General features: G+C 69.5%; 18 protein-coding genes, 1 tRNA gene and 1 pseudogene. 15 read left to right on the top strand and 5 right to left on the bottom strand.

The features are described 5' to 3' along the window. Positions 1 to 117 precede the first annotated feature (117 nt). A complete protein-coding gene (locus BM43_RS18370) occupies positions 118 to 1,563 on the top strand; it encodes an NAD-dependent succinate-semialdehyde dehydrogenase (protein ID WP_036040945.1) in 1,446 nt (481 codons plus the stop codon). A gap of 163 nt (positions 1,564 to 1,726) precedes the next feature. Here the strand turns inward: BM43_RS18370 and BM43_RS41735 are convergent. Together BM43_RS41735 and BM43_RS18365 are read right to left on the bottom strand one after the other, a co-directional pair. Next, positions 1,727 to 1,924 (bottom strand): annotated as a pseudogene (locus BM43_RS41735) (fatty acid desaturase); the annotation flags it as partial. Positions 1,925 to 1,937: 13 nt separating this feature from the next. Further along, complete coding sequence (locus BM43_RS18365) at positions 1,938 to 3,104, bottom strand: alkane 1-monooxygenase (RefSeq protein WP_036049941.1); 1,167 nt, start codon at positions 3,102 to 3,104, stop codon at positions 1,938 to 1,940. A gap of 425 nt (positions 3,105 to 3,529) precedes the next feature. On the opposite strand from BM43_RS18365, the gene BM43_RS18360 reads away from it, so the two are divergent. The 10 genes from BM43_RS18360 (at position 3,530) to hutG (ending at position 15,543) form a co-directional block, all read left to right on the top strand. Continuing rightward, positions 3,530 to 4,993 (top strand): cryptochrome/photolyase family protein, encoded by a 1,464-nt coding sequence (locus tag BM43_RS18360; protein ID WP_036049943.1) that lies wholly within the window; start codon positions 3,530 to 3,532, stop codon positions 4,991 to 4,993. A 157-nt stretch (positions 4,994 to 5,150) separates the two neighbouring features. Further along, the gene (locus BM43_RS18355) at positions 5,151 to 6,149 is read left to right on the top strand and encodes an alpha/beta hydrolase family protein (protein ID WP_036049945.1); all 999 of its coding nucleotides are present in this window, start codon (positions 5,151 to 5,153) and stop codon (positions 6,147 to 6,149) included. A gap of 49 nt (positions 6,150 to 6,198) precedes the next feature. Further along, complete coding sequence (locus tag BM43_RS18350; RefSeq protein WP_036049947.1) at positions 6,199 to 6,981, top strand: 4'-phosphopantetheinyl transferase family protein; 783 nt, start codon at positions 6,199 to 6,201, stop codon at positions 6,979 to 6,981. A gap of 457 nt (positions 6,982 to 7,438) precedes the next feature. Further along, positions 7,439 to 8,962 (top strand): histidine ammonia-lyase, encoded by a 1,524-nt coding sequence (gene hutH / locus BM43_RS18345; RefSeq protein ID WP_017921802.1) that lies wholly within the window; start codon positions 7,439 to 7,441, stop codon positions 8,960 to 8,962. A 4-nt stretch (positions 8,963 to 8,966) separates the two neighbouring features. Further along, a complete protein-coding gene (gene hutC / locus BM43_RS18340; protein WP_013698787.1) occupies positions 8,967 to 9,662 on the top strand; it encodes a histidine utilization transcriptional repressor HutC in 696 nt (231 codons plus the stop codon). Between the two features lie 76 nt (positions 9,663 to 9,738). Beyond that, a complete protein-coding gene (hutU, locus tag BM43_RS18335; RefSeq protein ID WP_036049948.1) occupies positions 9,739 to 11,427 on the top strand; it encodes a urocanate hydratase in 1,689 nt (562 codons plus the stop codon). A gap of 11 nt (positions 11,428 to 11,438) precedes the next feature. Further along, entirely contained in the window at positions 11,439 to 12,068 is a 630-nt protein-coding gene (locus BM43_RS18330) for a HutD/Ves family protein (RefSeq protein ID WP_036049950.1), read from the top strand. A 19-nt stretch (positions 12,069 to 12,087) separates the two neighbouring features. After that, positions 12,088 to 13,311 (top strand): imidazolonepropionase, encoded by a 1,224-nt coding sequence (hutI, locus tag BM43_RS18325; RefSeq protein ID WP_036049952.1) that lies wholly within the window; start codon positions 12,088 to 12,090, stop codon positions 13,309 to 13,311. Between the two features lie 19 nt (positions 13,312 to 13,330). Further along, positions 13,331 to 14,707: a formimidoylglutamate deiminase gene (locus tag BM43_RS18320; protein WP_036049955.1), complete on the top strand. Its 1,377-nt coding sequence runs from the start codon at positions 13,331 to 13,333 to the stop codon at positions 14,705 to 14,707. A 32-nt stretch (positions 14,708 to 14,739) separates the two neighbouring features. Continuing rightward, entirely contained in the window at positions 14,740 to 15,543 is an 804-nt protein-coding gene (hutG, locus tag BM43_RS18315; RefSeq protein ID WP_036049958.1) for an N-formylglutamate deformylase, read from the top strand. Positions 15,544 to 15,630: 87 nt separating this feature from the next. On the opposite strand, the gene BM43_RS18310 is transcribed toward hutG, so the two are convergent. Both BM43_RS18310 and BM43_RS18305 read right to left on the bottom strand, forming a co-directional pair. Then, on the bottom strand, positions 15,631 to 17,118 hold the full coding sequence (locus BM43_RS18310) for an aldehyde dehydrogenase (protein WP_036049960.1): 1,488 nt from the start codon (positions 17,116 to 17,118) through the stop codon (positions 15,631 to 15,633). A 58-nt stretch (positions 17,119 to 17,176) separates the two neighbouring features. Beyond that, positions 17,177 to 17,728, bottom strand: coding sequence for a cupin domain-containing protein (locus tag BM43_RS18305; protein ID WP_013698781.1), 552 nt, complete (start codon positions 17,726 to 17,728; stop codon positions 17,177 to 17,179). An 861-nt stretch (positions 17,729 to 18,589) separates the two neighbouring features. Between BM43_RS18305 and BM43_RS18300 the strand changes: the two genes are divergently transcribed. The 4 genes from BM43_RS18300 (at position 18,590) to BM43_RS18285 (ending at position 22,908) form a co-directional block, all read left to right on the top strand. Continuing rightward, positions 18,590 to 19,360, top strand: a complete 771-nt coding sequence (locus tag BM43_RS18300; RefSeq protein ID WP_036049961.1) for a gamma-glutamyl-gamma-aminobutyrate hydrolase family protein — start codon at positions 18,590 to 18,592, stop codon at positions 19,358 to 19,360. Positions 19,361 to 19,426: 66 nt separating this feature from the next. Next, entirely contained in the window at positions 19,427 to 20,761 is a 1,335-nt protein-coding gene (locus tag BM43_RS18295; RefSeq protein WP_013698778.1) for a glutamine synthetase family protein, read from the top strand. Between the two features lie 42 nt (positions 20,762 to 20,803). Beyond that, entirely contained in the window at positions 20,804 to 22,231 is a 1,428-nt protein-coding gene (locus BM43_RS18290) for an aspartate aminotransferase family protein (RefSeq protein ID WP_036049963.1), read from the top strand. Positions 22,232 to 22,419: 188 nt separating this feature from the next. Next, complete coding sequence (locus BM43_RS18285) at positions 22,420 to 22,908, top strand: DUF2846 domain-containing protein (protein WP_219925717.1); 489 nt, start codon at positions 22,420 to 22,422, stop codon at positions 22,906 to 22,908. Positions 22,909 to 23,011: 103 nt separating this feature from the next. On the opposite strand, the gene BM43_RS18280 is transcribed toward BM43_RS18285, so the two are convergent. Next, positions 23,012 to 23,086 (bottom strand) — tRNA-Val (locus BM43_RS18280). Positions 23,087 to 23,343 lie beyond the last annotated feature (257 nt).

Here is a 23,343-nt window from a genome sequence, read left to right as displayed (position 1 = left end):
CACGGATGCCGCTGGCGGCGCGAGCCGCCCAGCGTGCCCGGCGGCCCGTCCCGACGCGACATGCCGCGGCAGCGCCCGGCTTCGGCCGCTCCTTTTCTCGATCAGGTGGATACCCAGATGACGAACACGACTTACACGGATACGCAGCTCCTCATCAACGGCGAGTGGTGCGATGCCGCGAGCGGCAAGACCATCGACGTGCTGAACCCGGCCACGGGCAAGGTGATCGGCAAGGTCGCGCACGCCGGCATCGCCGACCTGGATCGCGCGCTGGAAGCCGCCCAGCGCGGTTTCGAGACCTGGCGCAAGGTGACGGCCTACGATCGCGCGGCACTGATGCGCAAGGCCGCGGCGCTGGTGCGCGAGCGCGCCGACACGATCGCCCAGTTGATGACGCAGGAGCAGGGCAAGCCGCTGGTCGAGGCGAAGATCGAGGTGCTGTCGGCCGCCGACATCATCGAATGGTTCGCCGACGAAGGCCGCCGCGTCTACGGCCGGATCGTGCCGCCGCGCAACCTGGCGGTCCAGCAGACCGTGGTCAAGGAGCCGGTCGGCCCGGTGGCGGCCTTCACGCCCTGGAACTTCCCGGTCAACCAGGTGGTGCGCAAGCTCAGCGCGGCGCTGGCCACCGGCTGCTCGTTCCTGGTGAAGGCGCCGGAGGAAACCCCGGCCTCGCCGGCCCAGCTGCTGCGCGCCTTCGTCGACGCGGGCGTGCCGGCGGGCGTGGTGGGCCTGGTCTATGGCGATCCCGCCGAGATCTCGAACTACCTGATCCCGCATCCGGTGATCCGCAAGGTCACCTTCACGGGCTCGACGCCGGTCGGCAAGCAGCTCGCCGCGCTGGCGGGCCAGCACATGAAGCGCGCCACCATGGAGCTGGGCGGCCACGCGCCGGTGATCGTCGCCGAGGATGCCGACCTCGATCTGGCGGTCAAGGCCGCCGGCGGCGCGAAGTTCCGCAACGCCGGCCAGGTCTGCATCTCGCCGACGCGTTTCCTGGTCCACAACAGCGTGCGCGAGGACTTCGCCAAGGCGCTGGTCAAGCACGCCGAAGGCCTGAAGGTCGGCGACGGCCTCGCGCTCGGCACCAACCTGGGCCCGCTGGCCAACTCGCGCCGCCTGGGCGCGATGGAGAAGGTGGTGGCCGACGCGCGCAAGACCGGCGCGACGGTGGCCACCGGCGGCGAGCGGATCGGCAGCGAGGGCAACTTCTTCGCGCCGACCGTGCTGACCGACGTGCCGCTCGAGGCCGACGTGTTCAACAACGAGCCGTTCGGCCCGATCGCGGCGATCCGCGGCTTCGACTCGCTGGAGGACGCGATCACCGAAGCGAACCGCCTGCCTTACGGCCTGGCCGGTTATGCCTTCACGCGCGCGTTCAAGAACGTGCACCTGCTGACGCAGCGTCTGGAGGTCGGCATGCTGTGGATCAACCAGCCCGCCACGCCCTGGCCGGAAATGCCGTTCGGCGGCGTGAAGGATTCGGGCTACGGTTCGGAAGGCGGCCCGGAAGCGCTCGAGCCCTACCTCGTCACGAAGTCGGTGACGGTCACCGCCGCCTGAGCGGCGATGGTGACGGGGAGCCGGTCGCCCGACCGGCTCCCGGCGAGGCTCGCGTCCGGGCGGGCGCGTCTCGCGATGTAGCGCCCCAGCCCGCCATGTCCTGCCATTTTCCGTCGATTCCGACGCCGCGATTTCCCTGCTTCATCCATTCCTTGCTTCCGCGTGCCGCTTTGGGCGTGCTGCGCCGGTTCGCGCGCCGGGACGTGCCGAAAGCGTTGAAGCGCACGCCGGCCTCGCGCATCGCCGCGTGCGCGGCGGTTGCCGTCAATGGCCCGAGGTAGAAGGGATCGCGCACCACGAAGTGGTGGATCGCGTGCGTCGCGCCGAAGTTGCAGCAGAACAGCTGCAGGGGCGCGAGCCACCCGCGGCCTCGCTCAAGCCGAGGCCGCCGCCGCGTAACGCGCGATCACGCGCTCGCGGATCGACGGCTTGATGTTCGACTGGCGCATGTCGCCGCCATAGTGCGCGACCACGCGCGGGTTCATCACGCGGAACCACAGCGGCGGCAGGTAGGCGAGCAGGATCATGGTCGCGTAGCCCGACGGCAGTTGCGGCGAGTGGTCGAAGTGGCGCAGCGCCTGGTAGGAGCGCGTCGGGTTGGCGTGATGGTCGGCGTGCCGCTGCAACTGGTAGAGGAACAGGTTGGTCACCACGTGGTTGCTGTTCCAGGAGTGCTCGGGCGAGCAGCGCTCGTAGCGGCCGTTCGGCAACTGGCGCCGGCCGAGCCCGTAATGCTCGACATAGTTGACCACCTCCAGCAGCGAGGCGCCATAGACGGCCTGGACCAGCAGGAAGGGGATCACGCGCGGCCCGCAGTAGGCGAGAGCGGCGCCCCACAGCACGGCCGTCATGGCCCAGGCGTGCAGCACCTCGTTGCGCGGCGACCAGCTCGCGTGCCCCTCGCGTTCGAGCCGGCGCTTTTCCAGCCGCCAGGCCGAGGCGATGCTGCCGAACACGGTGCGCGGCAGGAAGGCCCAGAAGGATTCGCCGAAGCGCGCGCTGGCCGGGTCGGGCAGGGTCGCCACGCGCACATGGTGGCCGCGATTGTGCTCGACGAAGAAATGCCCGTAGGCGACCGGCGCGAGCGTGATCTTGGCCAGCCAGCGCTCGAAGCGCGAGGTCTTGTGGCCGAGTTCGTGCGCGGTGTTGATCGACACGCCGGTGGCCGCGCCCAGCGACATCGCGAAGCCGAGGTAGTCGTACCAGGTCAGGGGCACGTGCCGCAGCACCCACATCGCTGCGACGAAGGAGACATAGACCACCAGCGTGGCCAGGTAGACCACCCAACGGTAGTAGCGGTCGCTTTCGAGCGCCGCCACCAGCTCGTCGGGCGGGTTGCCGGCATCGTCGCCGATCAGCCAGTCGAGCACCGGGATCACGCCGAACGCGAACAGCGGGCCGAACCACCAGAAGACATGCCAGCCGGTGCTGAGCGCCAGGTGCGCGGAGAAGATCGGCAGCGTGATGGTCAGCGCGCCGAGCAGCCACCAGTAGCGTTTGCCGTCGGTCCAGCCGACGCCTGCCGTTTGCAGCTTCGCCATTGTCTCCTCCTGTTTTTCCGGCTTCGGCTTGCGTGCCGTGCGGCCCTGGCGGGTCTCGTGCCGGTTCGTTGATTTATAAGGCTTGGCGGCCGGCAACGCCAAGCCGGTCGCTAGGCGCGCGACTCCAAACGGGCGGGCGGCGGCGGGACTCGGTGGCAGCGCGCCGGCTCGGGCGATTGAAACGCGTCGAGGGCGGGGCCGGGCGCCTCCGGGCCCGGCTAGGGTGCCGGCAGGCGGCGCGGAAATTGCTGAAGGGTTGGTTGAAGTGGGCGGCGTGCAAGGGCGCTGGCGGCGAGTGGGCGCCTGAAACCCGGTTCGCTCTGTCCCCTTGCGTGGTTTAATGGCGCGCAATCGGGCGAGCGCCCATGTCCGTGCCGCCATGCCCGATCGATCCGTCATTACCCGTTCTTCCCGGAGCCTGCCCCGTGCCTGCCGAATCCTCAGCCCAAGCCGCGATCGTCTGGTTTCGCGACGACCTGCGCGTTACCGACAATCCGGCGCTCGTGCGCGCCGCCGAATCGGGCCGGCCTTTCGTCTGCGTCTACGTGCTGGAGCGCGAGGGTACGCGCCCGCTGGGCGGCGCGGCGCGGTGGTGGCTCGACGGCGCGCTGCGCTCGCTCGACGCGAGCCTGGCCGGGCACGGCGGGCGCCTGCTGGTGCTGGAGGGCGACGAGCGCGAGACCGTCGCCGCGCTCGCCGAGGAACTCGATGCCGGCGCGGTCTACTGGAACCGCCGCTACGACGGCATCGCGCGCGAGACCGACGGCGCGCTCAAGCGCTCGCTGAAGGAGGCCGGCATCGAGGCCGAGAGCTTCAACGGCGCGCTGCTGCGCGAGCCCTGGGAGCTGCAGACCGGCAGCGGCGGCGCGTTCCAGGTGTTCACCGCCTATTGGCGCGCCGCGCTCAAGAGCGGCGACGTGAGCGCGCCGCTGGCCGAGCCCTCGACCTGGCGCTTCCACGCGCTGCCGGCCTCGCTCGCGCGCCGCGCGTTGAAGATCGATGCGCTCGGCCTGCTGCCGACGCGCCCCGACTGGGCCGGCGGCCTGCGCGAAGCCTGGGTGCCGACGGAGGAGGCCGCGCTCGAACTGCTCGAACGCTTCCTCGACAAGAAGATCCGCGGCTACGGCGAGGCGCGCGACCGGCCCGACCGGCCGGCGACCAGCCGCCTGTCGCCCTACCTGCGCTTCGGCCAGTTGTCGGCGCGGCAGGTCTGGCACGCGGCGATGGCGGCGGCGCGCGAGGGCGGGGCGGCGGTGGCGGCCGACATCGAGAAATTCGTCAGCGAGCTGGGCTGGCGCGAATTCGACACCAGCCTGCTCTACCACTTCCCCGAACTGCCGACGCGCAACTACCGCGAGCGTTTCGACGCGATGCCCTGGCGCGACGACGAGGCCGGCTTCACCGCCTGGTGCCGCGGCCGCACCGGTTATCCGCTGGTCGACGCCGGCATGCGCGAGCTGTGGACCACGGGCTGGATGCACAACCGCGTGCGGATGGTGGTCGCCTCCTTCCTGATCAAGCACCTGCTGATCGACTGGCGCGCGGGCGAGCGCTGGTTCTGGGACACGCTGGTCGATGCCGACATCGCCAACAACTCGGCGAACTGGCAGTGGGTGGCCGGCTGCGGCGCCGACGCGGCGCCGTATTTCCGCATCTTCAATCCGGTCACGCAGGGGCGCAAGTTCGATCCCGAGGGCGATTACGTGCGGCGCTGGGTGCCCGAATTGGCACGCCTGCCTGCCGATGCGATCCACGAGCCCTGGCGCGCCAAGCCAATCGTGCTGGAGGCCGCCGGCGTGGTGCTCGGCCAAACCTATCCCGAGCCGATCGTCGACCACGACGCGGCGCGCCAGCGGGCGCTGGGCGCGCTGGAACTGACCAAGCGCTGAGCGCGGCGGCGGTGCCGCGCGGCTCGCGCTTCGCTGCAGCCCGGCCGGGGCTTGTGGCACAGTGGCCGCTGCCGCTGCGACCGGCGCAGCGGGCGCGACGGCCCGCGCGGCGCCCGCCGGATGCCGCGGCGCGATACCGATCGAGGGAGACGCGACCATGAGCGAGGTTCCGCCGAGCCTGCCGCTGCCGCCCGAGCCGTTCTCGGTGCAGGCCGCCGACGGCTTCGTGCTGCACGGCCATCAGTGGCGCCATCGCGCCGTCGATGCGACGCGCCCGGTGGTCGTGATCCAGTGCGCCACGGCGGTGCGCTGCCGCTACTACTTCCGCTTCGCCACCTGGCTGTTCGCCCAGGGTTTCGACGCGCTGGTCTACGACTATCGCGGCATCGGCGAGTCGCGCCCCGCCTCGCTGCGAGACCTGCGCGCCAACTGGCTCGACTGGGGGCGGCTCGACAGCGAGGCGATCCTGCAATACGTGGCGCGCAGCTTCCCCTGGCAGCCGGTCGACCTGGTCGCGCACAGCATCGGCGGCTTCACCTGCGGGCTGGCCGCCTCGAACGGCATGATCCGGCGCGCCGTGACGGTCGGCGCACAGACCGCGCACTGGCGCGATTACGGCAAGTGGACGCGCACCCGGATGCGGCTCAAGTGGCACCTGGTCATGCCGCTGCTCAGCCGGCTGTTCGGCTATTTCCCGGCGAGCCGGCTCGGCTGGATGGAGGACGTGCCGCGCGGCGTGGCGCTGTCGTGGAGCCGCAGCCGGCCGCGCTTCGAGGACACGTACACGCGCTCCCCGATCCTGGAGACGCCCGAGGAGCGGCGCGCCATGGTGGCGCGCTTCACGCGCTTCACGGCGCCGCTGCTGGCGATCAGCATCGACGACGATCCCTTCGGCACGGTTGCCGCCACCGAGCGGCTGCTCGGCTACTACGTCGCCAGCCCGATCACGCATCTGCACCTCGCGCCGCGGCGGATCGGGGTCGAGGCGATCGGGCATTTCGCGTTTTTCCACAGCCGCTTCGAGGCGACGCTGTGGCCGATCGTGCTGCGCTGGCTGCGCGAGGCGGCTCTGCCTGACGAGCCGCCGGGCGAAGTGCTGCGCCGCCCGGCGAGCCCGGGCGGCACGGCGGCGTATTCGCCCGGCGCAATCCGGTAAGATCGGCGGCTTCTTTCCCCTGATCCGGCCGCGCGCCGGCTTCCCGCCCATGGCCATCGCTTTCGAGACCGCTTCCCCCTCGCCCCAGGCTTCGGCGCTCGCGCCGCATCGGCTGGTATCGCTCGCGGTGCCCGAGGCGGCGGCGCGCGCGGGCGTGCGGCTGTGGCGAGTCGATTTCGCGTTCGGCACGCCGCTCGACGCGCCGGCCTACGCGTCGCTCGATGCGGCCGAGCGAGCCCGCGCCGCGCGCTTCCTGCGCGCCGAGGACGCCACGCGCAGCGCGGCCACGCGCGCGGCCCTGCGCGAAGTGCTCGGCGCCGCGCTCGGCGTGGCGCCGGCCGCGCTGCGTTTCGCCACCGGCGAGGCGGGGCGCCCTTCGCTGGTGGCGGATTGCGCGCCGGGCGCCGCCGCGCTCGATTTCAATGTCTCGCATTCGGGCCGCCACGCGTTGATCGCCTGGAGCGCGTCGACCCGCGTCGGCGTCGATGTCGAGGCGCCGCGCGAGGGTTTCGACTGGACGCCGCTGGGCCAGTCGGTGTTCGCGCCGGCCGACGAGGCCGCCGTGCTGGCTTGCGCGCCGGCCGCGCGGCGCGATGCCTTCTACCGTGTCTGGACCGCCAAGGAGGCGCTGCTGAAGGTGCTCGGCGTCGGCATCGCGGGCGGGCTCGAGGCGTTCTCGGTGCTCGATCCGCGGCGGCCCGGCGAACTGGTGCCCTGCGTGGTGGATTCGTCCGCGCCGGCCAGCGGCGTGGCGGCCTATACCGCCGCCTGGGTGGACGCGGCGCCGGGACATCCGGCCTGCCTTGCCTGGCGTCCGCTCGCGGCCGAATAGGGCGAATAGGGCGAATAGGGCGAATAGGGCGAATAGGGCGCCGGCCGGTTTGGCGCGGCTGCCGGCTCGACGGCTGGCGCGGCGCGCCGTCGATTCGCCCGCGCCGGGCTTCCGGTTCGATTTCCAATCCGCTGTCCTCCCGTCGCGTTCCCGGCGCTGCCTCGCGAACCGCTGGCGCCGTGATGCTTCGTCGCGCCTGAGCTTGCGAGGCTGCCGTCCGGCAGTCTGCCGAGGCTCGTGACCTGCCGTTCCATCTTTCCCCGAGGCCTTTCCCCGCCGGGCGCCAAGCTGCCGCGCGCCGCATTTTCGCGTGCATGGCCCGGGGTGTCCGCGCCCATCCCGCCCCGTATGCGGCGCTAGGGAAATCCCTGAGCGTCGAATTTTGAAAACGGGTTGTCTATACAAGTCCGCACATCTACACTGCTCAGCACCTAACTTGTATAGACAGGACGCCCTTATGATCACCTTGACCCCCGGCCATCTGACGCTCGCCCAACTTCGCTCGATCGCACGCGAGCCGGTCAAGATCGAGCTCGATCCGGCCAGCTTCGCCGCCATCGACCGCGGCGCGCAGGCGGTGGCCGACATCGCGGCCAAGGGCGAGCCGGCCTACGGCATCAACACCGGCTTCGGCCGTCTCGCCAGCACCCATATCCCGCACGACCAGCTCGAACTGCTGCAGAAGAACCTGGTGCTCTCGCACGCGGTCGGCGTGGGCGAGCCGATGAAGCTGCCGGTGGTGCGCCTGCTGATCGCGCTGAAGCTGTCGAGCCTCGGGCGCGGCCATTCGGGCATCCGCCGCGAGGTGATGAATGCGCTCGTCACGCTGTTCAACGCCGACGTGCTGCCGCTGATCCCGGTCAAGGGCTCGGTGGGCGCCTCGGGCGACCTGGCGCCGCTGGCCCATATGTCGGCCACCCTGCTGGGCATCGGCGAGGTGTTCATCCGCGGCGAACGCGCCAGCGCGGCCGACGGCCTGCGCTCGGTCGGCCTCGCGCCGCTCACGCTGCAGGCCAAGGAAGGCCTGGCCCTGCTCAACGGCACCCAGGCCTCGACGGCGCTGGCCCTCGACAACCTGTTCGCGATCGAGGATCTCTACCGCAGCGCGCTGGTGGCGGGCGCGCTGTCGGTCGACGCGGCGGCCGGCTCGGTCAAGCCCTTCGACGCGCGTATCCACGAACTGCGCGGCCATCGCGGCCAGATCGAGGCGGCCGCGGCCTATCGCGGCCTGCTCGAGGGCTCGAAGATCAACGTCTCGCACCAGGATTGCGACAAGGTGCAGGACCCGTACAGCCTGCGCTGCCAGCCGCAGGTGATGGGCGCCTGCCTGGACCAGATGCGCCACGCGGCCGAGGTGCTGCTGATCGAGGCGAACGCCGTCTCGGACAACCCGCTGATCTTCCCGGACACGGGCGAGGTGCTGTCGGGCGGCAACTTCCACGCCGAGCCGGTGGCCTTCGCGGCCGACAACCTGGCGCTGGCCGCCTCGGAAATCGGCGCGCTGGCCGAACGCCGCATCGCGCTCTTGATCGACGCCACGCTGTCGGGCCTGCCGCCCTTCCTGGTCAAGGACGGCGGCGTGAACTCGGGCTTCATGATCGCGCACGTGACGGCCGCCGCGCTGGCCTCCGAGAACAAGACGCTGGCGCATCCGGCCTCGGTCGATTCGCTGCCCACCTCGGCCAACCAGGAGGACCACGTCTCGATGGCGACCTTCGCGGCGCGCAAGCTCGGCGACATCGCCGAGAACGTCGCCGCGATCATCGCGATCGAGCTGCTGGCCGCCGCGCAGGGCGTGGACCTGCGCCAGCCGCACGCGACCAGCCCCAAGCTGCAGGAAGCGATGGCCACCATCCGCGAGCGCGTGCCGCACTACGACCTGGACCGCTACTTCGCGCCCGACATCGCCGTGATCACCGAGCAGGTGCGTGCCGGCGCGTTCGCCCGGCTGAGCCCGCTGTCCTTCGTCTCGGAGCAGTGATGCGATGAGCACGCCGGCCTACCAGGAGATCAAGGACTTCATCCTCGCGCGGATCCACGCGGGCGAGTGGGCCGAAGGCGACCTGGTGCCGTCGGAGAACGAGCTGGCGCGCGACTTCAAGGTGGCGCGCATGACGGTGAACCGCGCGCTGCGCGAGCTGACGGCCGAGCAGGTCCTCACCCGCGTGCAGGGCGCCGGCACCTTCGTGGCGCGGCCGAAGTACGAGTCGACCCTGGTGGCGATCCGCAGCATCTCGGACGAGATCGCGGCGCGCGGCCATCGCTACCACGGCCAGGTGCTCGAACTCCTCACCCTCGAGGCCGACGAGGCGCTGGCCGACGAGTTGCAGGTGGCGGTGGGCGCGAGCCTGTTCCTGTCGACCATGCTGCATTTCGAGAACGACGAGCCGGTCCAGCTCGAGCAGCGCTGGGTCAATCCGGCCGTGGCCGGCGCTTATGCGCAGCAGGATTTCACGGCCGTCACGCCGGCGCAGTACCTGATGCGCGTCGCGCCGCTGCAGCGCGTCGAGTACCGCATCGAGGCGGCCGCGCCCGATCGCGAGATGCGCGAGCGGCTCGCGATGGGCGAGGCCGAGCCCTGCCTGGTGCTGCATCGGCGCACCTGGTCGCAGGGCGTGGTGGCCTCGATCGCTAACCTCTGGCACCCAGGCAGCCGTTATCGCTTCACCGGCCATTTCTGAACCGCAACCGCGCGGCCGCGCCAGGCGCCGAACCGCGCAGCCCTTTGCATCCATTCCTTCGTAGGGAGCCGTCGACATGAACCATCCCAAGCACATCGATCCGCGTCTCGATCCGACGCGCGTGATCCGCGCGCCGCGCGGCAGCGAGAAAACCTGCAAGACCTGGCTCGCCGAGGCGGCGTACCGGATGATCCAGAACAATCTCGATCCCGAGGTGGCCGAGCATCCGCATGCGCTGGTGGTCTATGGCGGCATCGGGCGCGCGGCGCGCAACTGGGACTGCTTCGACCAGATCCTCGCCTCGCTGAAGGACCTGGAGGACAACGAAACGCTGCTGGTCCAGTCGGGCAAGCCGGTGGGCGTGTTCCGCACCCACGCCGACGCGCCGCGCGTGCTGCTGGCGAATTCGAACCTGGTGCCGCATTGGGCCAACTGGGATCACTTCAACGAGCTCGACCGCAAGGGCCTGATGATGTACGGCCAGATGACGGCCGGCAGCTGGATCTACATCGGCAGCCAGGGCATCGTGCAGGGCACCTACGAGACCTTCTTCTCGGTGGCCAACCAGCATTTCAACGGCGATCCTTCCGGCCGCTGGATCCTCACGGGCGGCCTGGGCGGGATGGGCGGCGCGCAGCCGCTGGCCGCCACCATGGCCGGCTTCTCGATGATCGCCGTGGAATGCGACGAGTCGCGCATCGATTTCCGCCTGAAGACGCGCTACGTCGACAAGAAGGCCAAGACGCTCGACGAGGCGCTGGCGATGCTGGAAGAGGCCAAGGCGAACGGCAAGCCGGTCTCGATCGGGCTGCTCGGCAACGCGGCCGACCTGTTCGCCGAGATCGTCGCGCGCGGCATCACGCCGGACTGCGTGACCGACCAGACCAGCGCGCACGACCCGGTGAACGGCTACCTGCCGCAAGACTGGAGCGTCGAACAATGGCACGAGGCGCGCAAGGTCGATCCGCAGAGCATCGTGAAGCCGGCCAAGCAGTCGATGGCCAGGCAGGTGCAGGCGATGCTGACGCTGCAGGAACGCGGCGCGGCCACGCTCGACTACGGCAACAACATCCGCCAGATGGCGCTGGAGATGGGCGTGCACAACGCCTTCGACTTCCCGGGTTTCGTGCCGGCCTATATCCGCCCGCTGTTCTGCGAGGGCAAGGGGCCGTTCCGCTGGGTGGCGCTGTCGGGCGATCCCGAGGATATCTACAAGACCGATGCGAAGGTGAAGGAGCTGATCCCCGACGATCCGCACCTGCACAACTGGCTCGACATGGCGCGCGAGCGGATCGCCTTCCAGGGGCTGCCGGCGCGGATCTGCTGGGTGGGCGTGAAGGATCGCTATCGCCTGGGGCAGGCCTTCAACGAGATGGTCCGCAAGGGCGAGCTGAAGGCGCCGATCGTGATCGGGCGCGACCACCTCGACACGGGCTCGGTGGCGAGCCCGAACCGCGAGACGGAAGCGATGAAGGACGGCTCGGACGCGGTCAGCGACTGGCCGCTGCTCAATGCGCTGCTGAACACGGCAGGCGGGGCATCGTGGGTGTCGCTGCACCATGGCGGCGGGGTCGGCATGGGCTTCTCGCAGCACTCGGGCGTGGTGATCGTGGCCGACGGCACGGACGCGGCGAAGGAGCGCCTGGCCCGCGTGCTGTTCAATGATCCGGCCACGGGCGTGATGCGTCACGCCGATGCCGGCTACGAACTCGCGCAGGAAACCGCGCGCGAGGCCGGCCTCAAGCTGCCGATGCTGGGGCGCTGAGCGAACGCACCATGACTCATCCGCTTCGACTCTCGCTGATCCGGGCCGAACAGCTCGTCGCCTCGCCGTGGAAGAACGGCGGCGGGGTGACGCGCGAAATCGCGGCGCAGCCGCCGGGCGCCTCGCTCGACGGTTTCGCGTGGCGCGTGAGCGTCGCCGACGTGGCGCAGCCCGGCCCGTTCTCGCGTTTTCCCGGGATCGATCGCACCCTGGTGCTGCTCTCGGGCGCGGGCATGAGCCTGATCGGCGAGGACGGCGCGCGGCGCCTGCTGGCCGCGCCGCTCGATCGCTTCGACTTCGACGGCGAGCTGGCCTTGTCGGCCGAGCTGAACGACGGCCCGACCCGCGACTTCAACCTGATGACGCGGCGCTCGGCCGTGACGGGCCGTGTCTCGATCCTCGCCGATGGCGCAGGCATCGATTCGAGCGCCGCGACCGTGCTGCTGTTCTGCGCGAGCGGCACGCCGAGCGTGTCGATCGACGGCGCGGGCGAGGCGGGAAGCGTCGTGCTCGGCGCGCTCGATACCTTGCGGATCGACTCACCCGGCGTGCCGGGCACGGCTATCACCGGCTCGGTGCGCGGCGAAGGCGCGCTGCTCTGTATCGAACTGATTCCGAAGGCGGCCGCGAAGGCCGCATGAACCTGGGCTGCATGAAACGATGACTCCCACTGTCTGGCATCAACTGAATCTCTGCGCCTCGGGCGATCCCGAGGAGACGATTGCCGACGCGGCGCTGGCCGTCGATGCCGACGGCACGATCGCCTGGCTCGGCCCGCGCGCGGCACTGCCCGACGCCTACGCGGGCTGGACGCGTGAAGGCCTCGGCGGCGCCTGGGTCACGCCGGGCCTGGTCGACTGTCATACGCACCTGGTCTATGGCGGCCAGCGCGCCGACGAGTTCGCGCTGCGGCTGGCCGGCGCCAGCTACGAGGAGGTCGCGCGGCGCGGCGGCGGCATCGTCTCGACGGTGCGCGCGACGCGCGAGGCCGACGAGGCGACGCTGTTCGCGCAGGCCGCGGCACGGCTCGCGCCGCTGCTGGCCGAGGGCGTGACGGCGATCGAGATCAAGTCGGGCTACGGGCTGGAGCTGGCCAGCGAGCGCAAGATGCTGCGCGTGGCGCGCCAGCTCGGCGAACGCTTCCCGGTCGACGTCCACACCACCTTTCTCGGCGCGCATGCGCTGCCGCCCGAATACGCGGGGCGCGCAGACGACTACATCGATCTCGTCTGCGACACCATGCTGCCGGCGCTGGCCGCCGAAGGGCTGGTGGACGCCGTCGACGTGTTCTGCGAACGAATCGGCTTCTCGCTCGCGCAGAGCGAGCGCGTGTTCGAGGCCGCGCACCGCCACGGGCTGCCGGTCAAGATGCATGCCGAGCAGTTGTCGAACTCGGGCGGCACGGCGCTGGCCGCGCGTCACGGAGCCTTGTCGGCCGACCACATCGAGTATCTCGACGAGGCCGGCATAGAGGCGATGAAGGCCGCCGGCACGGTGGCCGTGCTGCTGCCGGGCGCCTATTACTTCATCCGCGAGACGCAATTGCCGCCGCTCGATCTGCTGCGCCGCCACGGCGTGCCGATCGCGATCGCCACCGATCACAATCCCGGCACCTCGCCGCTCACCTCGCTGCTGCTGACCATGAACATGGGCTGCACGCTGTTTCGCATGACGGTGCCCGAGGTGCTGCTGGGCGTGACGCGCCACGCGGCCGCCGCGCTCGGCCGCGCCGACCGCCACGGCCTGCTGGCGGCCGGGCGCGCGGCCGACTTCGCGGCCTGGCCGGTGGCCTCGCTGGCCGAGCTGGCCTACTGGTTCGGACGACCGCTCTGCGAGCGTGTCGTCAAGCGCGGCGCGACCGTGTTCCGTCGCGACGCCGTGTAATTTCGAAGGGATCCTCACGATGAATCAGGCAATGCTGTTTGCCGAGAATGCCTTCCTGCCCGGCGGCTGGCAGCGCGACGTGCTGCTGGGCTGGGACGAGCGCGGCATGCTCACCGAGGTGCGCGCCGGCGTGGCATGCCCGCAAGGCGTCGCGCGCGCGCGCGGCCCGCTCGCGCCGGGCATGCCCAACCTGCATTCGCACGCCTTCCAGCGAGCGATGGCCGGGCTCACCGAATACCGGGCGAATCCGTCCGACAGCTTCTGGAGCTGGCGCGACCTGATGTACCGCTTCGCGCTGAAGCTGACGCCCGACGCGCTCGGCGCGATCGCGCGCTGGCTCTATGTCGAGATGCTGAAGTGCGGCTACACCTCGGTCTGTGAATTCCACTACGTCCATCACATGCAGGATGGCGAGCGTTATCCGCGCCAGGAGGAACTGGCGCGGCGCGTGGTCGACGCGGCGCGCGAGACCGGCATCGGCATCACCATGCTGCCGGTCGCCTACCAGTACAGCGGCTTCGGCGAGAAGCCGCCGCGCGAGGACCAGCGCCGCTTCATCAACACCTCGGAAGGCCTGCTCTCGCTGCTCGATTCGCTGCGCTCGGCCGTGCCCGAGCATGAGGGCCTGCGCTACGGCATCGCGCCGCATTCGCTGCGCGCGGTCTCCGAGCCGGGGTTGCGCGTGCTGCTGGCCGGGCTGCCGGCCGATGCGCCGGTGCATATCCATATCGCCGAGCAGACCGCCGAGGTCGAGGATTGCCTGCGCACCACCGGCATGCGCCCGGTGCAGCGGCTGCTCGACGGCTTCGAGGTCGATGCGCGCTGGTGCCTGGTTCACGCGACCCACGTCGATGAGGCGGAAACCGCCGCGCTGGCCGCCAGCGGCGCCGTGGCCGGCCTGTGCCTGACCACCGAGGCGAATCTCGGCGACGGCATCTTCCCGGCCGTCGACTACCTCGCCAGGAAAGGCGCGATCGGCATCGGCTCGGACAGCCATGCCAGCGTCGACTGGCGCGCCGAGCTGCGCTTGCTCGAATACGGTCAGCGGCTGGTGCGCCGCGAGCGCAACGTGCTGGCCGACGCGACGCAGCCGCATGTCGCCGACATGCTGTTCGCGGCCACGCTGGCGGGCGGCGCCCGTGCCAGCGGCCGGCCGGTCGGCGCGCTGCGCGTGGGCAGCCGCGCCGACTGGATCGTGTTCGATCCCGATCACCCCAGCCTGATGGAGCGCGGCAGCGACGACTGGCTGTCGGGCGTGGTGTTCGCCGAGCATGGCGACACGCCCGTGCTCGACGTCTATACCGGCGGCGAGCGCGTGGTCGACGCGCGCCGCCATCGCGACGAGGCGCAAGCCTATGCCGACTACCGCCGCGCGCTCGCGGAACTGCTGCGCTGAACGGCGCGCCCCTCGACAAGGATCTCGAACCGATGAATGCCGTCGCTGAACCCGCTGTTTTCACCCTGCACCAGGGCAGCGTGCCGCTGCTCGTCTCGATTCCTCATGCGGGCACGCGCCTGCCCGAGGATATCGCGCGGACCATGACGCCCGTTGCCGCCCACGTCGACGATTGCGACTGGCACCTCGAACGCCTGTATGGCTTCGTGCGCGAGTTGGGCGGCTCGGTGCTGGTGCCCGCCAACGCGCGCTACGTGGTCGACCTGAACCGGCCGCCCGACAATGCGAACCTGTACCCGGGCCAGGACACCACGGGGCTGGTGCCGGTCGATACCTTCGACAAGGAAGCGCTGTATCCCGTCGGCGGCCAGCCCGACGAGGCGGAGATCATGCGCCGGCGCGATCGCTACTGGCTGCCGTATCACACGGCGCTGAAGGACGAGATCGCGCGGCTGGCCGCCGAGCATGGCCGCGTGCTGCTGTGGGAGGCGCATTCGATCCGCTCGCAGGTGCCGCGCTTCTTCGAGGGGCGGCTGCCCGACTTCAACTTCGGCACGGCGAACGGCGCGAGCGCGGCGCCGGGGCTCGGCGAGGCGCTTGCCGAGGTGGTCACGCGGCAGGGTGCTTATACGGCGGTAGCGAACGGGCGCTTCAAGGGCGGCTACATCACGCGCCAGTATGGAGCGCCCGATGCGAAGGTCGACGCGGTGCAGCTCGAGCTCGCGCAGATCACCTACATGGACGAGACGCGTCCTTACGCCTACGACGAAGGCAAGGCCGATGCGGTCGCGCCCTTGCTCGAAACGCTGCTGAAGACGGCATTGGCGTATCGCTGATCCGGCACTGGTGGATGGCGCGATAAAAAGCGGCGCGTTACCCGAGAAGGGTGACGCGCCGCTTTGTCTTGCCGACCGCCTGCAGGCTCAGCGCAGCCGGATCAGCGTCGATTTCAGCTCGGTGTATTTCTCCAGCGCATGCAGCGACTTGTCTCGGCCATTACCTGATTGCTTGTAGCCGCCGAACGGGAAGTTCATGTCGCCGCCCTCGTCGTAGCAGTTGACCCAGACGGTGCCCGCCCGCAGCCGCCGCGATACCTCGTGGGCGGTGCCCAGGCTGCCGGTCCAGACGGCGGCCGCGAGCCCGTAGTCGCTGTCGTTGGCGATCCGGATCGCCTCGTCGACCGTGTCGAACACGATCACCGACAGCACCGGCCCGAAGATCTCCTCGCGCGCGATCCGCGTATTCGCCTCGGTCTCGAACACGGTCGGCTCGACATAGAGGCCGCCGCTGTCCTGCTTCACGCGCTTGCCGCCCGTCAGCAGCCTGGCTTCGGCCTGCCCCGTCTCGATGTAGCCGAGCACCCGCTCGAGCTGGATCGGGTCGATGATCGCGCCCATCGAGGTGGCGGGGTCGAGCGGATGGCCGGGCTGGTAGGCCTTGGCGGCTTCCAGCAGCTTGGCGACGAACAGCTCGCGGATCTCGCGATGCACCAGCAGGCGCGAGCCGGCCGTGCACATCTCGCCCATGTTGTAGAAGATCGCGCCGGCCGCGGCGGCCGCCGCGCGGTCCAGGTCGGGGCAATCGGGCAGCACGATGTTCGGCGACTTGCCGCCGAGCTCCAGCCAGACGCGCTTGAGGTTGGACTGGCCGGCGTATTGCATGATCTGCTTGCCGACCGCGGTCGAGCCGGTGAACGCCAGGCAATCGACGTCGCGATGCAGCGCCAGCAGCTTGCCCGGCTCGCCGCCGCCCGGCAGCACGTTGAACACGCCGGCGGGAATGCCGGCGTCGAAGGCCAGCTTGGCGACGCGGATCGCCGTCAGCGGCGATTTCTCCGAAGGCTTCAGCACCACGCTGTTGCCGGCCGCGAGCGCCGGCGCGAACTTCCAGGCCGCCATCAGCAGCGGGAAATTCCAGGGCACCACCGCCGCCACCACGCCGACCGGCTCGCGTGTGACGAGCCCGACCAGCTTTGGATCGACCGGCGCGACCTCGCCGCCGATCTTGTCGATCGCCTCGGCGAACCATTCGACGCAATAGGCGGCGCCGGGGATGTCGACCGAGGTGGTATCGGCGATCGGCTTGCCGGCATCGATGGTCTCGAGCACGGCAAGTTCGTCCTGGTGCTCGCGCAGCGCGGCCGCGAAGCGCAGCAGGATGGTGCGGCGCTCGCGCGGCGCGAGGCCGGACCAGCCGCCGCCGTCGAAGGCGCGGCGCGCGGCGGCCACGGCGGCATCGACGTCCTCGGCGCCGCTGTCGGCGATGTGGGCGAGCACGCGGCCGTCGATCGGGCTCACGCAGTCGAAGCGGCGGCCGCTCGCGGCATCGCGATAGGCGCCGTCGACGAAGGCGCGACCCTCGATCTCTAGCGAGGCGGCGAGTCGCTGCCAGTCGGCGAAGGTATGGGTCATGGGCAAGTCCTGTTCAGTGAGGCACGGCGCGCGGCCGCGTGGCCGAGCGCTGGATGGATCAATCGGTCGGCGGCGTGGCGGCCGAGACGAATTCGCAGCGCGTATCGGCGCTCGGGTTGCGGAAGCGATGGGGCAGGCGGCCCTCGAAATAATAGCTGTCGCCCGGATCGAGCCGCCAGGTGCGGCCCGAGACGATCAATTCCAGTTGCCCGGCCGTGACGATGCCGCCGAGCTGCCCCGGATGCTGGAGCGGTTGCTCGCCCGAATCACCGAGCGGTTCGTAGACCTGACGAAGCAGGGTGATCGCGCGCTCGCGCACGGTCGCGCCCGCCAGGTAGCGCGGCGTGGCCTCGTCACCGAGATTCGGCATCTCGTCGCGGCGCCAGACCACCGGCGCATCGTCCTCGAACTCGAAGGTGAAGAACTCCGCCAGGCTCATCGGGATGCATTCGAGCAGCTTCTTGAGCGAACCCACCGAGGGGCTCACGCGGTTCTGCTCGATCAGCGAGATGGTGCCGTTGGTGACGCCCGCGCGCTTCGCGAGTTCGCGTTGCGACAGGCCGTGCTTCTTGCGGATGAACTGCAGGCGCGTGGCGACTTCTACGGACATCGGACGGCTCCGGCTCGCCGGCGGCGAGCGGCAGGACGGTTCGGAATCCGGACGATGCGCGGCTGGAAAATCGTCGTGAGGCCGCTGTCGGCACGCCGGGGCTGTCGAATATTTTAAGCGGGCTGGCGGCGAACGGGCTCAGGGTAAATACCCGGCTTGGAATTTTGAAAGGCGATTGACGCCGTCCGGGAATACGTTAAGCTAAACCCCAGCAAGCCGTCATGCCGATCACTCTGGCCCGAATGACGCCAGTTTGCGCGACTCGCGCAGTGCACCGATCGCCACCGACGGCCAGCCGGCGTGTCGAGCGCTCGTGCGAATCCATCTCCCGCAGGGCTCGACGCGTTCAATACTTTAAACAGTCAGTCGAGTGTGATCGTGAGAGTCCGAGGCCCCCTGGTCAGTCGGGACCGAAGTCGGTACGCGGCGTCGCCGCGTGTCGCCGTGTCCCCCGAAACCGGCTGCGGCGAGTATCGCGCTAGCCCAAGCCTGCCTATCTTCGTCGTCATTTCCCGGCGTTGCGTGCGCCGTTTCAATGTCGGCACGGCCCGCGCGCACAATGCGCTGCGGCCGTATCACGCCGCTTCGTTGTTGCCCTAGCGCCTCGATTCCTGCTTCCGGCCCCGTGCGTGCCGCGCTTGCGCGCTCGCATGCGCCGGATTGCCGTTCCCGCATCGCGGGCGCTTGCCCTTGCATCCCGCCGAGCCGGCATGCAGCGCTGGTCCACCGCGACTGCCCATGCAGATCCGAACCGTCGCCGCGCGGCCGCCCCGGCGCGCGCGGTTGCCGCGAAGACGCTCGTCCGCCCGCTTGCCGCGGGGTGGCGCGTGCCCTCGCGTGCATCGAACCGGAGGCAGCAAGATGACCCAACACCTTTCCGGGAGGCCCCTGGTCGCCATCAGCGCCGATCGCTCGATGGCCGGCCCGCACCCGGTGCATTCCGCCGGCGAGAAATACATCGACGCGGTGGTCGACGGCGCCGGCGCGCTCGCGTTCGTGCTGCCCGCGCTCGGCGATCGCCAGCCGGTGGAAGACCTGCTCGCCTCGATCGACGGGCTGCTGCTGACGGGCAGCTATTCGAACGTCGAGCCGCATCGCTACGCGGGCGTCGCGAGTGTGCCCGGCACCTTGCACGACGCGGCGCGCGACGCCACCACGCTGCCGCTGATCCGCGCCGCGATCGAGGCCGGCGTGCCGGTGCTGGCGCTCTGCCGCGGCCTGCAGGAGCTGAACGTGGTGTTCGGCGGCAGCCTGCATCAGCGCGTGCAGGAACTGCCCGGTTTCCTCGATCACCGCGAGGACAAGTCCGCGCCGCTCGATCGCCAGTACGGGCCCGCGCATGCCGTGCGGCTCGCGCCGGGCGGCTTGCTGGCGCGGCTCGTCGGCGAAGCGGCCGAGGTCGAGGTCAATTCCCTGCATGCGCAAGGGATCGATCGGCTCGGCGAGGGGCTGACGATCGAGGCGCTCGCGCCCGACGGGTTGATCGAGGCGGTCGGCGTGCGCGAGGCGCGTGCTTTCGCGCTCGGCGTGCAGTGGCATCCGGAATGGCAGTTTGCGCGGAACCCGCTGTCGCGGGCCATTTTTTCGGCGTTCGGCGAAGCCTGCCGGGCCCGAAGGCGTATCGCGGCCTGACAGGCCGCCGTGTGCCGGCGCGTCCAATGAACACGAACGCGTCGGTGCCCACCCAACGAGGCTCCTATGCAAGACCTTGACGACTTCATGAAGCAGCATCGGATCACCGAGGTAGAGGCGATCATTCCGGACATGGCCGGCATCGCGCGCGGCAAGATCATCCCGCGCAACAAGTTCGAGACCGGCGAATCGATGCGGCTGCCGCAGGCCGTGATGGTGCAGACCGTCACCGGCGATTATCCCGAGGACGGCTCGCTGTCGGGCGTGACCGATCCCGACATGGTGTGCGTGGCCGATCCCTCGACCATCTGCCTGATTCCGTGGGCGGTCGACCCTACCGCCCAGGTGATCCACGATTGCGTGCACTTCGACGGCTCGCCGGTGGCGATCTCGCCGCGCTACGTGCTGCGCCGCGTGCTCGACCTGTATCGCGAGAAGGGCTGGCGTCCGGTGGTGGCGCCCGAGCTCGAGTTCTACCTGGTCGAGATGAACAAGGACCCGGACCTGCCGCTGCGCCCGCCGGTGGGCCGCACCGGCCGCGCCGAGACCGGCCGGCAGTCCTACTCGATCGAGGCCGTCAACGAGTTCGATCCGCTGTTCGAGGACATCTACGAGTACTGCGACATGCAGGGGCTCGATATCGACACGCTGATCCATGAAGTCGGCGCCGCGCAGATGGAGATCAACTTCCAGCACGGCGATGCGCTGTCGCTGGCCGACCAGGTGTTCCTGTTCAAGCGCACCGTGCGCGAGGCCGCGCTGCGCCACAACATGTACGCCACCTTCATGGCCAAGCCGATGGAGAACGAGCCGGGCTCGGCGATGCATATCCACCAGAGCATCGTCGACGTTGAGAGCGGCCGCAACCTGTTCGTTGACGCGAAGGGCGAATCGACCGACATGTTCCGCCACTACCTGGCCGGCCTGCAGAAATACACGCCGGCGCTGATGCCGATCTTCGCGCCTTACATCAACTCGTATCGCCGGCTGTCGCGCTTCATGGCCGCGCCGATCAACGTGCAATGGGGCTACGACAATCGCACGGTGGGCTTTCGCATCCCGCATGCGGAGCCGGCCGCGCGCCGCATCGAGAACCGGATTCCCGGCGTCGACTGCAACCCCTACCTGGCGCTGGCCGGCACGCTCGCGGCAGGTTACCTGGGCATCACGCAGGGGCTGCAACCCACCGCGCCGCTCGCGGCCGACGGCTACAGCCTGCCGTACCAACTGCCGCGCAACCTGGAGGAAGGGCTCACGCTGATGGCCGCCTCGACGCCGCTGGCCGAGATCCTCGGCGAGAAGTTCGTGAAGGCCTACCTGGCGCTGAAGGAAACCGAGTACGAGGCGTTTTTCCGCGTGATCAGCTCGTGGGAACGCCGTCATCTGCTGCTGCATGTCTAACGCAATCGCGGCGCTCGCGCGCCGCCTAACGGAGGACCCATCATGACCCAACGCATCGGCGAATCCGCCTATGTCCAGACCGTGCGCGCACCGGCCAAGGCCGCCGCGCGCTCGACCGCCGAATATCGCGCGCTCGACGCGGCCCACCACCTGCACCCGTTCTCCGACATGGGCGCGCTCAATCGTGCCGGCAGCCGCGTGATCGTGAGCGCGCACGGCGTGCATCTGCAGGATTCCGATGGGAATCGCATCATCGACGGCATGGCCGGGCTGTGGTGCGTGAACGTCGGCTACGGCCGCGAGGAACTGATCGAGGCCGGCGCGCGGCAGTTGCGCGAGCTGCCGTTCTACAACACCTTCTTCAAGACCACGCATCCGCCCGTGATCGAGCTCTCGGCCCTGCTCGCCGAGATCGCGCCGCCGGGATTCAATCATTTCTTCTATTGCAACAGTGGCTCGGAAGGCAACGACACCGTGCTGCGCGTGGTGCACCAATACTGGCTCACGCAGCGGCAGCCCGGCAGGAAGTACGTGATCTCGCGCCGCAACGGTTATCACGGCTCGACCATCGCGGGCGGCACGCTCGGCGGGATGGACTACATGCACGAGCAGATGCCCTCCAAGGTCGAGCACATCGTCCATATCGACCAGCCGTATTTCTTTGGCGAGGCGCCGGCCGGCCAGACGCCCGAGGAGTTCGGCCTGGCGCGCGCGCGGCAGCTCGAGGAGAAGATCCTCGAACTCGGCGCCGACCAGGTGGGCGCCTTCATCGGCGAGCCGTTCCAGGGCGCCGGCGGCGTGATCCTGCCGCCCTCGACCTACTGGCCGGAGATCGAGCGGATCTGTCGCAAGTACGACGTGCTGCTGATCGCCGACGAGGTGATCGGCGGCTTCGGGCGCACCGGCGAATGGTTCGCGCACCAGCATTTCGGCTTCACGCCGGACCTGATGACGCTCGCCAAGGGGCTCACCAGCGGGTATGTGCCGATGGGTGCGGTGGCGCTGTCGGACCGCGTCGCCAATGCGCTGATCGAGAACGGCGAGTTCAACCACGGCATGACCTATTCGGGCCATCCGGTGGCGGCGGCGGTGGCGGTGGCCAACCTGAAGGTGTTGCGCGACGGCGGCGTGGTCGAGCGCGTGAAGCGCGAGATCGGGCCGTATTTCCAGCAGCGCCTGCGCGAGGCGCTGGACGGCAGCCCGATCGTCGGCGAGATCAGCGGAGCGGGCCTGGTCGCCGGCATCCAGCTCGCCGAGGACCGGGTCGCGCGCCGCCGTTTCGCGAACGGCGGCGAGGTCGGCACCATCTGTCGCGACCATTGCTTCGACGGCAACCTGGTGATGCGCGCGACGGGCGACCGGATGCTGCTGTCGCCGCCGCTAGTGGTCTCGAAGGAGGATGTCGACGAGATCGTCGAGAAGGCCGCGCGCGCGATTGCTGCGACCGCGAAGCAGATCGGCGCGGCTTGAGGCCGTTGTTCTCGATGCCGGCCTCGCGCGGCCGCTGCTGCGCGACGCGCGATGGTTTCGCATTGTCAAAGGTGCGTCGCGCGGCGACGACGCTCGTCGCGATGCCGGGATGGATCGTCTATGCTGATTGAAAGGGCCGGCCGAGGCCGGCCTCTCGCATCAACGAACATGATCCGGAGGGCATCACGATGAGGTGGAACTGGCGGGCCAGCGGCGCGGTGACGGTGCTGACGACAACGATCGCGATGGCGGGATGCGCGTCGTCGGAGCCGCAGAAACCGATCTATCGCGACATGTGGGCGTCGGTGCCGTCGCCGGCCGCGGGGCAGGGACGCATCGTCTTCTTCCGCAGCTCGGCCAAGCTCGGCGGCGCGAGCGGCGACCAGGTGAAGGTCAACGACAAGCCGGCGGGTGTGATGCCCAATGGCGGCTTCTTCTATCTGGACGAACCGGCGGGGCAATACACGATCACCACCTCCAGCGCGCCCGACAAGCCATTGACGGTCGACGTGGCGCCGGGGGAAACCAAGTATGTGCGGATGCAGGTGCCGTTCGCGCTGATCGCGGGGCCGCTCACGCCCTCGCTCGAGCGCGAGCCGGGCAAGGCGCGCGAGGAATTGTCGATGCTGCGGTATGTCGGGAGCGGGCCGGGGAGCGCGGTGGCGAAGACGCAGTAGGGCGCGGAATGCGGCAACGGAAAGGGATTTGAATTCGAGTCGCCGAAATGAAAAAAGCCCTGCAAGTGCAGGGCTTTTTTCATGCCTGAATCGGCGAATTCTTTGGTGGGCGGTACTGGGATCGAACCAGTGACCCCTGCCGTGTGAAGGCAGTGCTCTACCGCTGAGCTAACCGCCCAAAGAGCCTTGAATTATGACGGGGCTTCGTTACTGCGTCAAGCCTTATTTTCGTCTCATTCCATCCGGCGGGATGTGATCCGTGCCTTGGCCGTGCCGTAACGCGAATCGAGGCGTGATTCTAGCGTCATCGTTCACTTTTTTCCAGCGTTATTTTGCATGAATGTGAATTTGTCGCCGGAGCGCGGGATGGCGGAAGGCGGTCGGCGTCGAACCGATGGATTCGAGCGCGTCAGGGCTGGCCGATCGGCATGCCTT

It is taken from the genome of Burkholderia gladioli, from assembly GCF_000959725.1.
Classification (GTDB): domain Bacteria; phylum Pseudomonadota; class Gammaproteobacteria; order Burkholderiales; family Burkholderiaceae; genus Burkholderia; species Burkholderia gladioli.
Note: the sequence above shows the minus strand (reverse complement) of the source record. Positions and strands in the feature narration are given on the sequence as shown.

Bases quoted from the DNA above. Each gene is read 5' to 3' on its own strand.
- BM43_RS18370 (WP_036040945.1), top strand. From the start codon at position 118: ATGACGAACACGACTTACACGGATACGCAGCTCCTCATCAACGGCGAG.
- BM43_RS18365 (WP_036049941.1), bottom strand. From the start codon at position 3,104: ATGGCGAAGCTGCAAACGGCAGGCGTCGGCTGGACCGACGGCAAACGC.
- BM43_RS18355 (WP_036049945.1), top strand. From the start codon at position 5,151: ATGAGCGAGGTTCCGCCGAGCCTGCCGCTGCCGCCCGAGCCGTTCTCG.
- BM43_RS18350 (WP_036049947.1), top strand. From the start codon at position 6,199: ATGGCCATCGCTTTCGAGACCGCTTCCCCCTCGCCCCAGGCTTCGGCG.
- hutH (WP_017921802.1), top strand. From the start codon at position 7,439: ATGATCACCTTGACCCCCGGCCATCTGACGCTCGCCCAACTTCGCTCG.
- hutC (WP_013698787.1), top strand. From the start codon at position 8,967: ATGAGCACGCCGGCCTACCAGGAGATCAAGGACTTCATCCTCGCGCGG.
- hutU (WP_036049948.1), top strand. From the start codon at position 9,739: ATGAACCATCCCAAGCACATCGATCCGCGTCTCGATCCGACGCGCGTG.
- BM43_RS18330 (WP_036049950.1), top strand. From the start codon at position 11,439: ATGACTCATCCGCTTCGACTCTCGCTGATCCGGGCCGAACAGCTCGTC.
- hutI (WP_036049952.1), top strand. From the start codon at position 12,088: ATGACTCCCACTGTCTGGCATCAACTGAATCTCTGCGCCTCGGGCGAT.
- BM43_RS18320 (WP_036049955.1), top strand. From the start codon at position 13,331: ATGAATCAGGCAATGCTGTTTGCCGAGAATGCCTTCCTGCCCGGCGGC.
- hutG (WP_036049958.1), top strand. From the start codon at position 14,740: ATGAATGCCGTCGCTGAACCCGCTGTTTTCACCCTGCACCAGGGCAGC.
- BM43_RS18310 (WP_036049960.1), bottom strand. From the start codon at position 17,118: ATGACCCATACCTTCGCCGACTGGCAGCGACTCGCCGCCTCGCTAGAG.
- BM43_RS18305 (WP_013698781.1), bottom strand. From the start codon at position 17,728: ATGTCCGTAGAAGTCGCCACGCGCCTGCAGTTCATCCGCAAGAAGCAC.
- BM43_RS18300 (WP_036049961.1), top strand. From the start codon at position 18,590: ATGACCCAACACCTTTCCGGGAGGCCCCTGGTCGCCATCAGCGCCGAT.
- BM43_RS18295 (WP_013698778.1), top strand. From the start codon at position 19,427: ATGCAAGACCTTGACGACTTCATGAAGCAGCATCGGATCACCGAGGTA.
- BM43_RS18290 (WP_036049963.1), top strand. From the start codon at position 20,804: ATGACCCAACGCATCGGCGAATCCGCCTATGTCCAGACCGTGCGCGCA.
- BM43_RS18285 (WP_219925717.1), top strand. From the start codon at position 22,420: ATGAGGTGGAACTGGCGGGCCAGCGGCGCGGTGACGGTGCTGACGACA.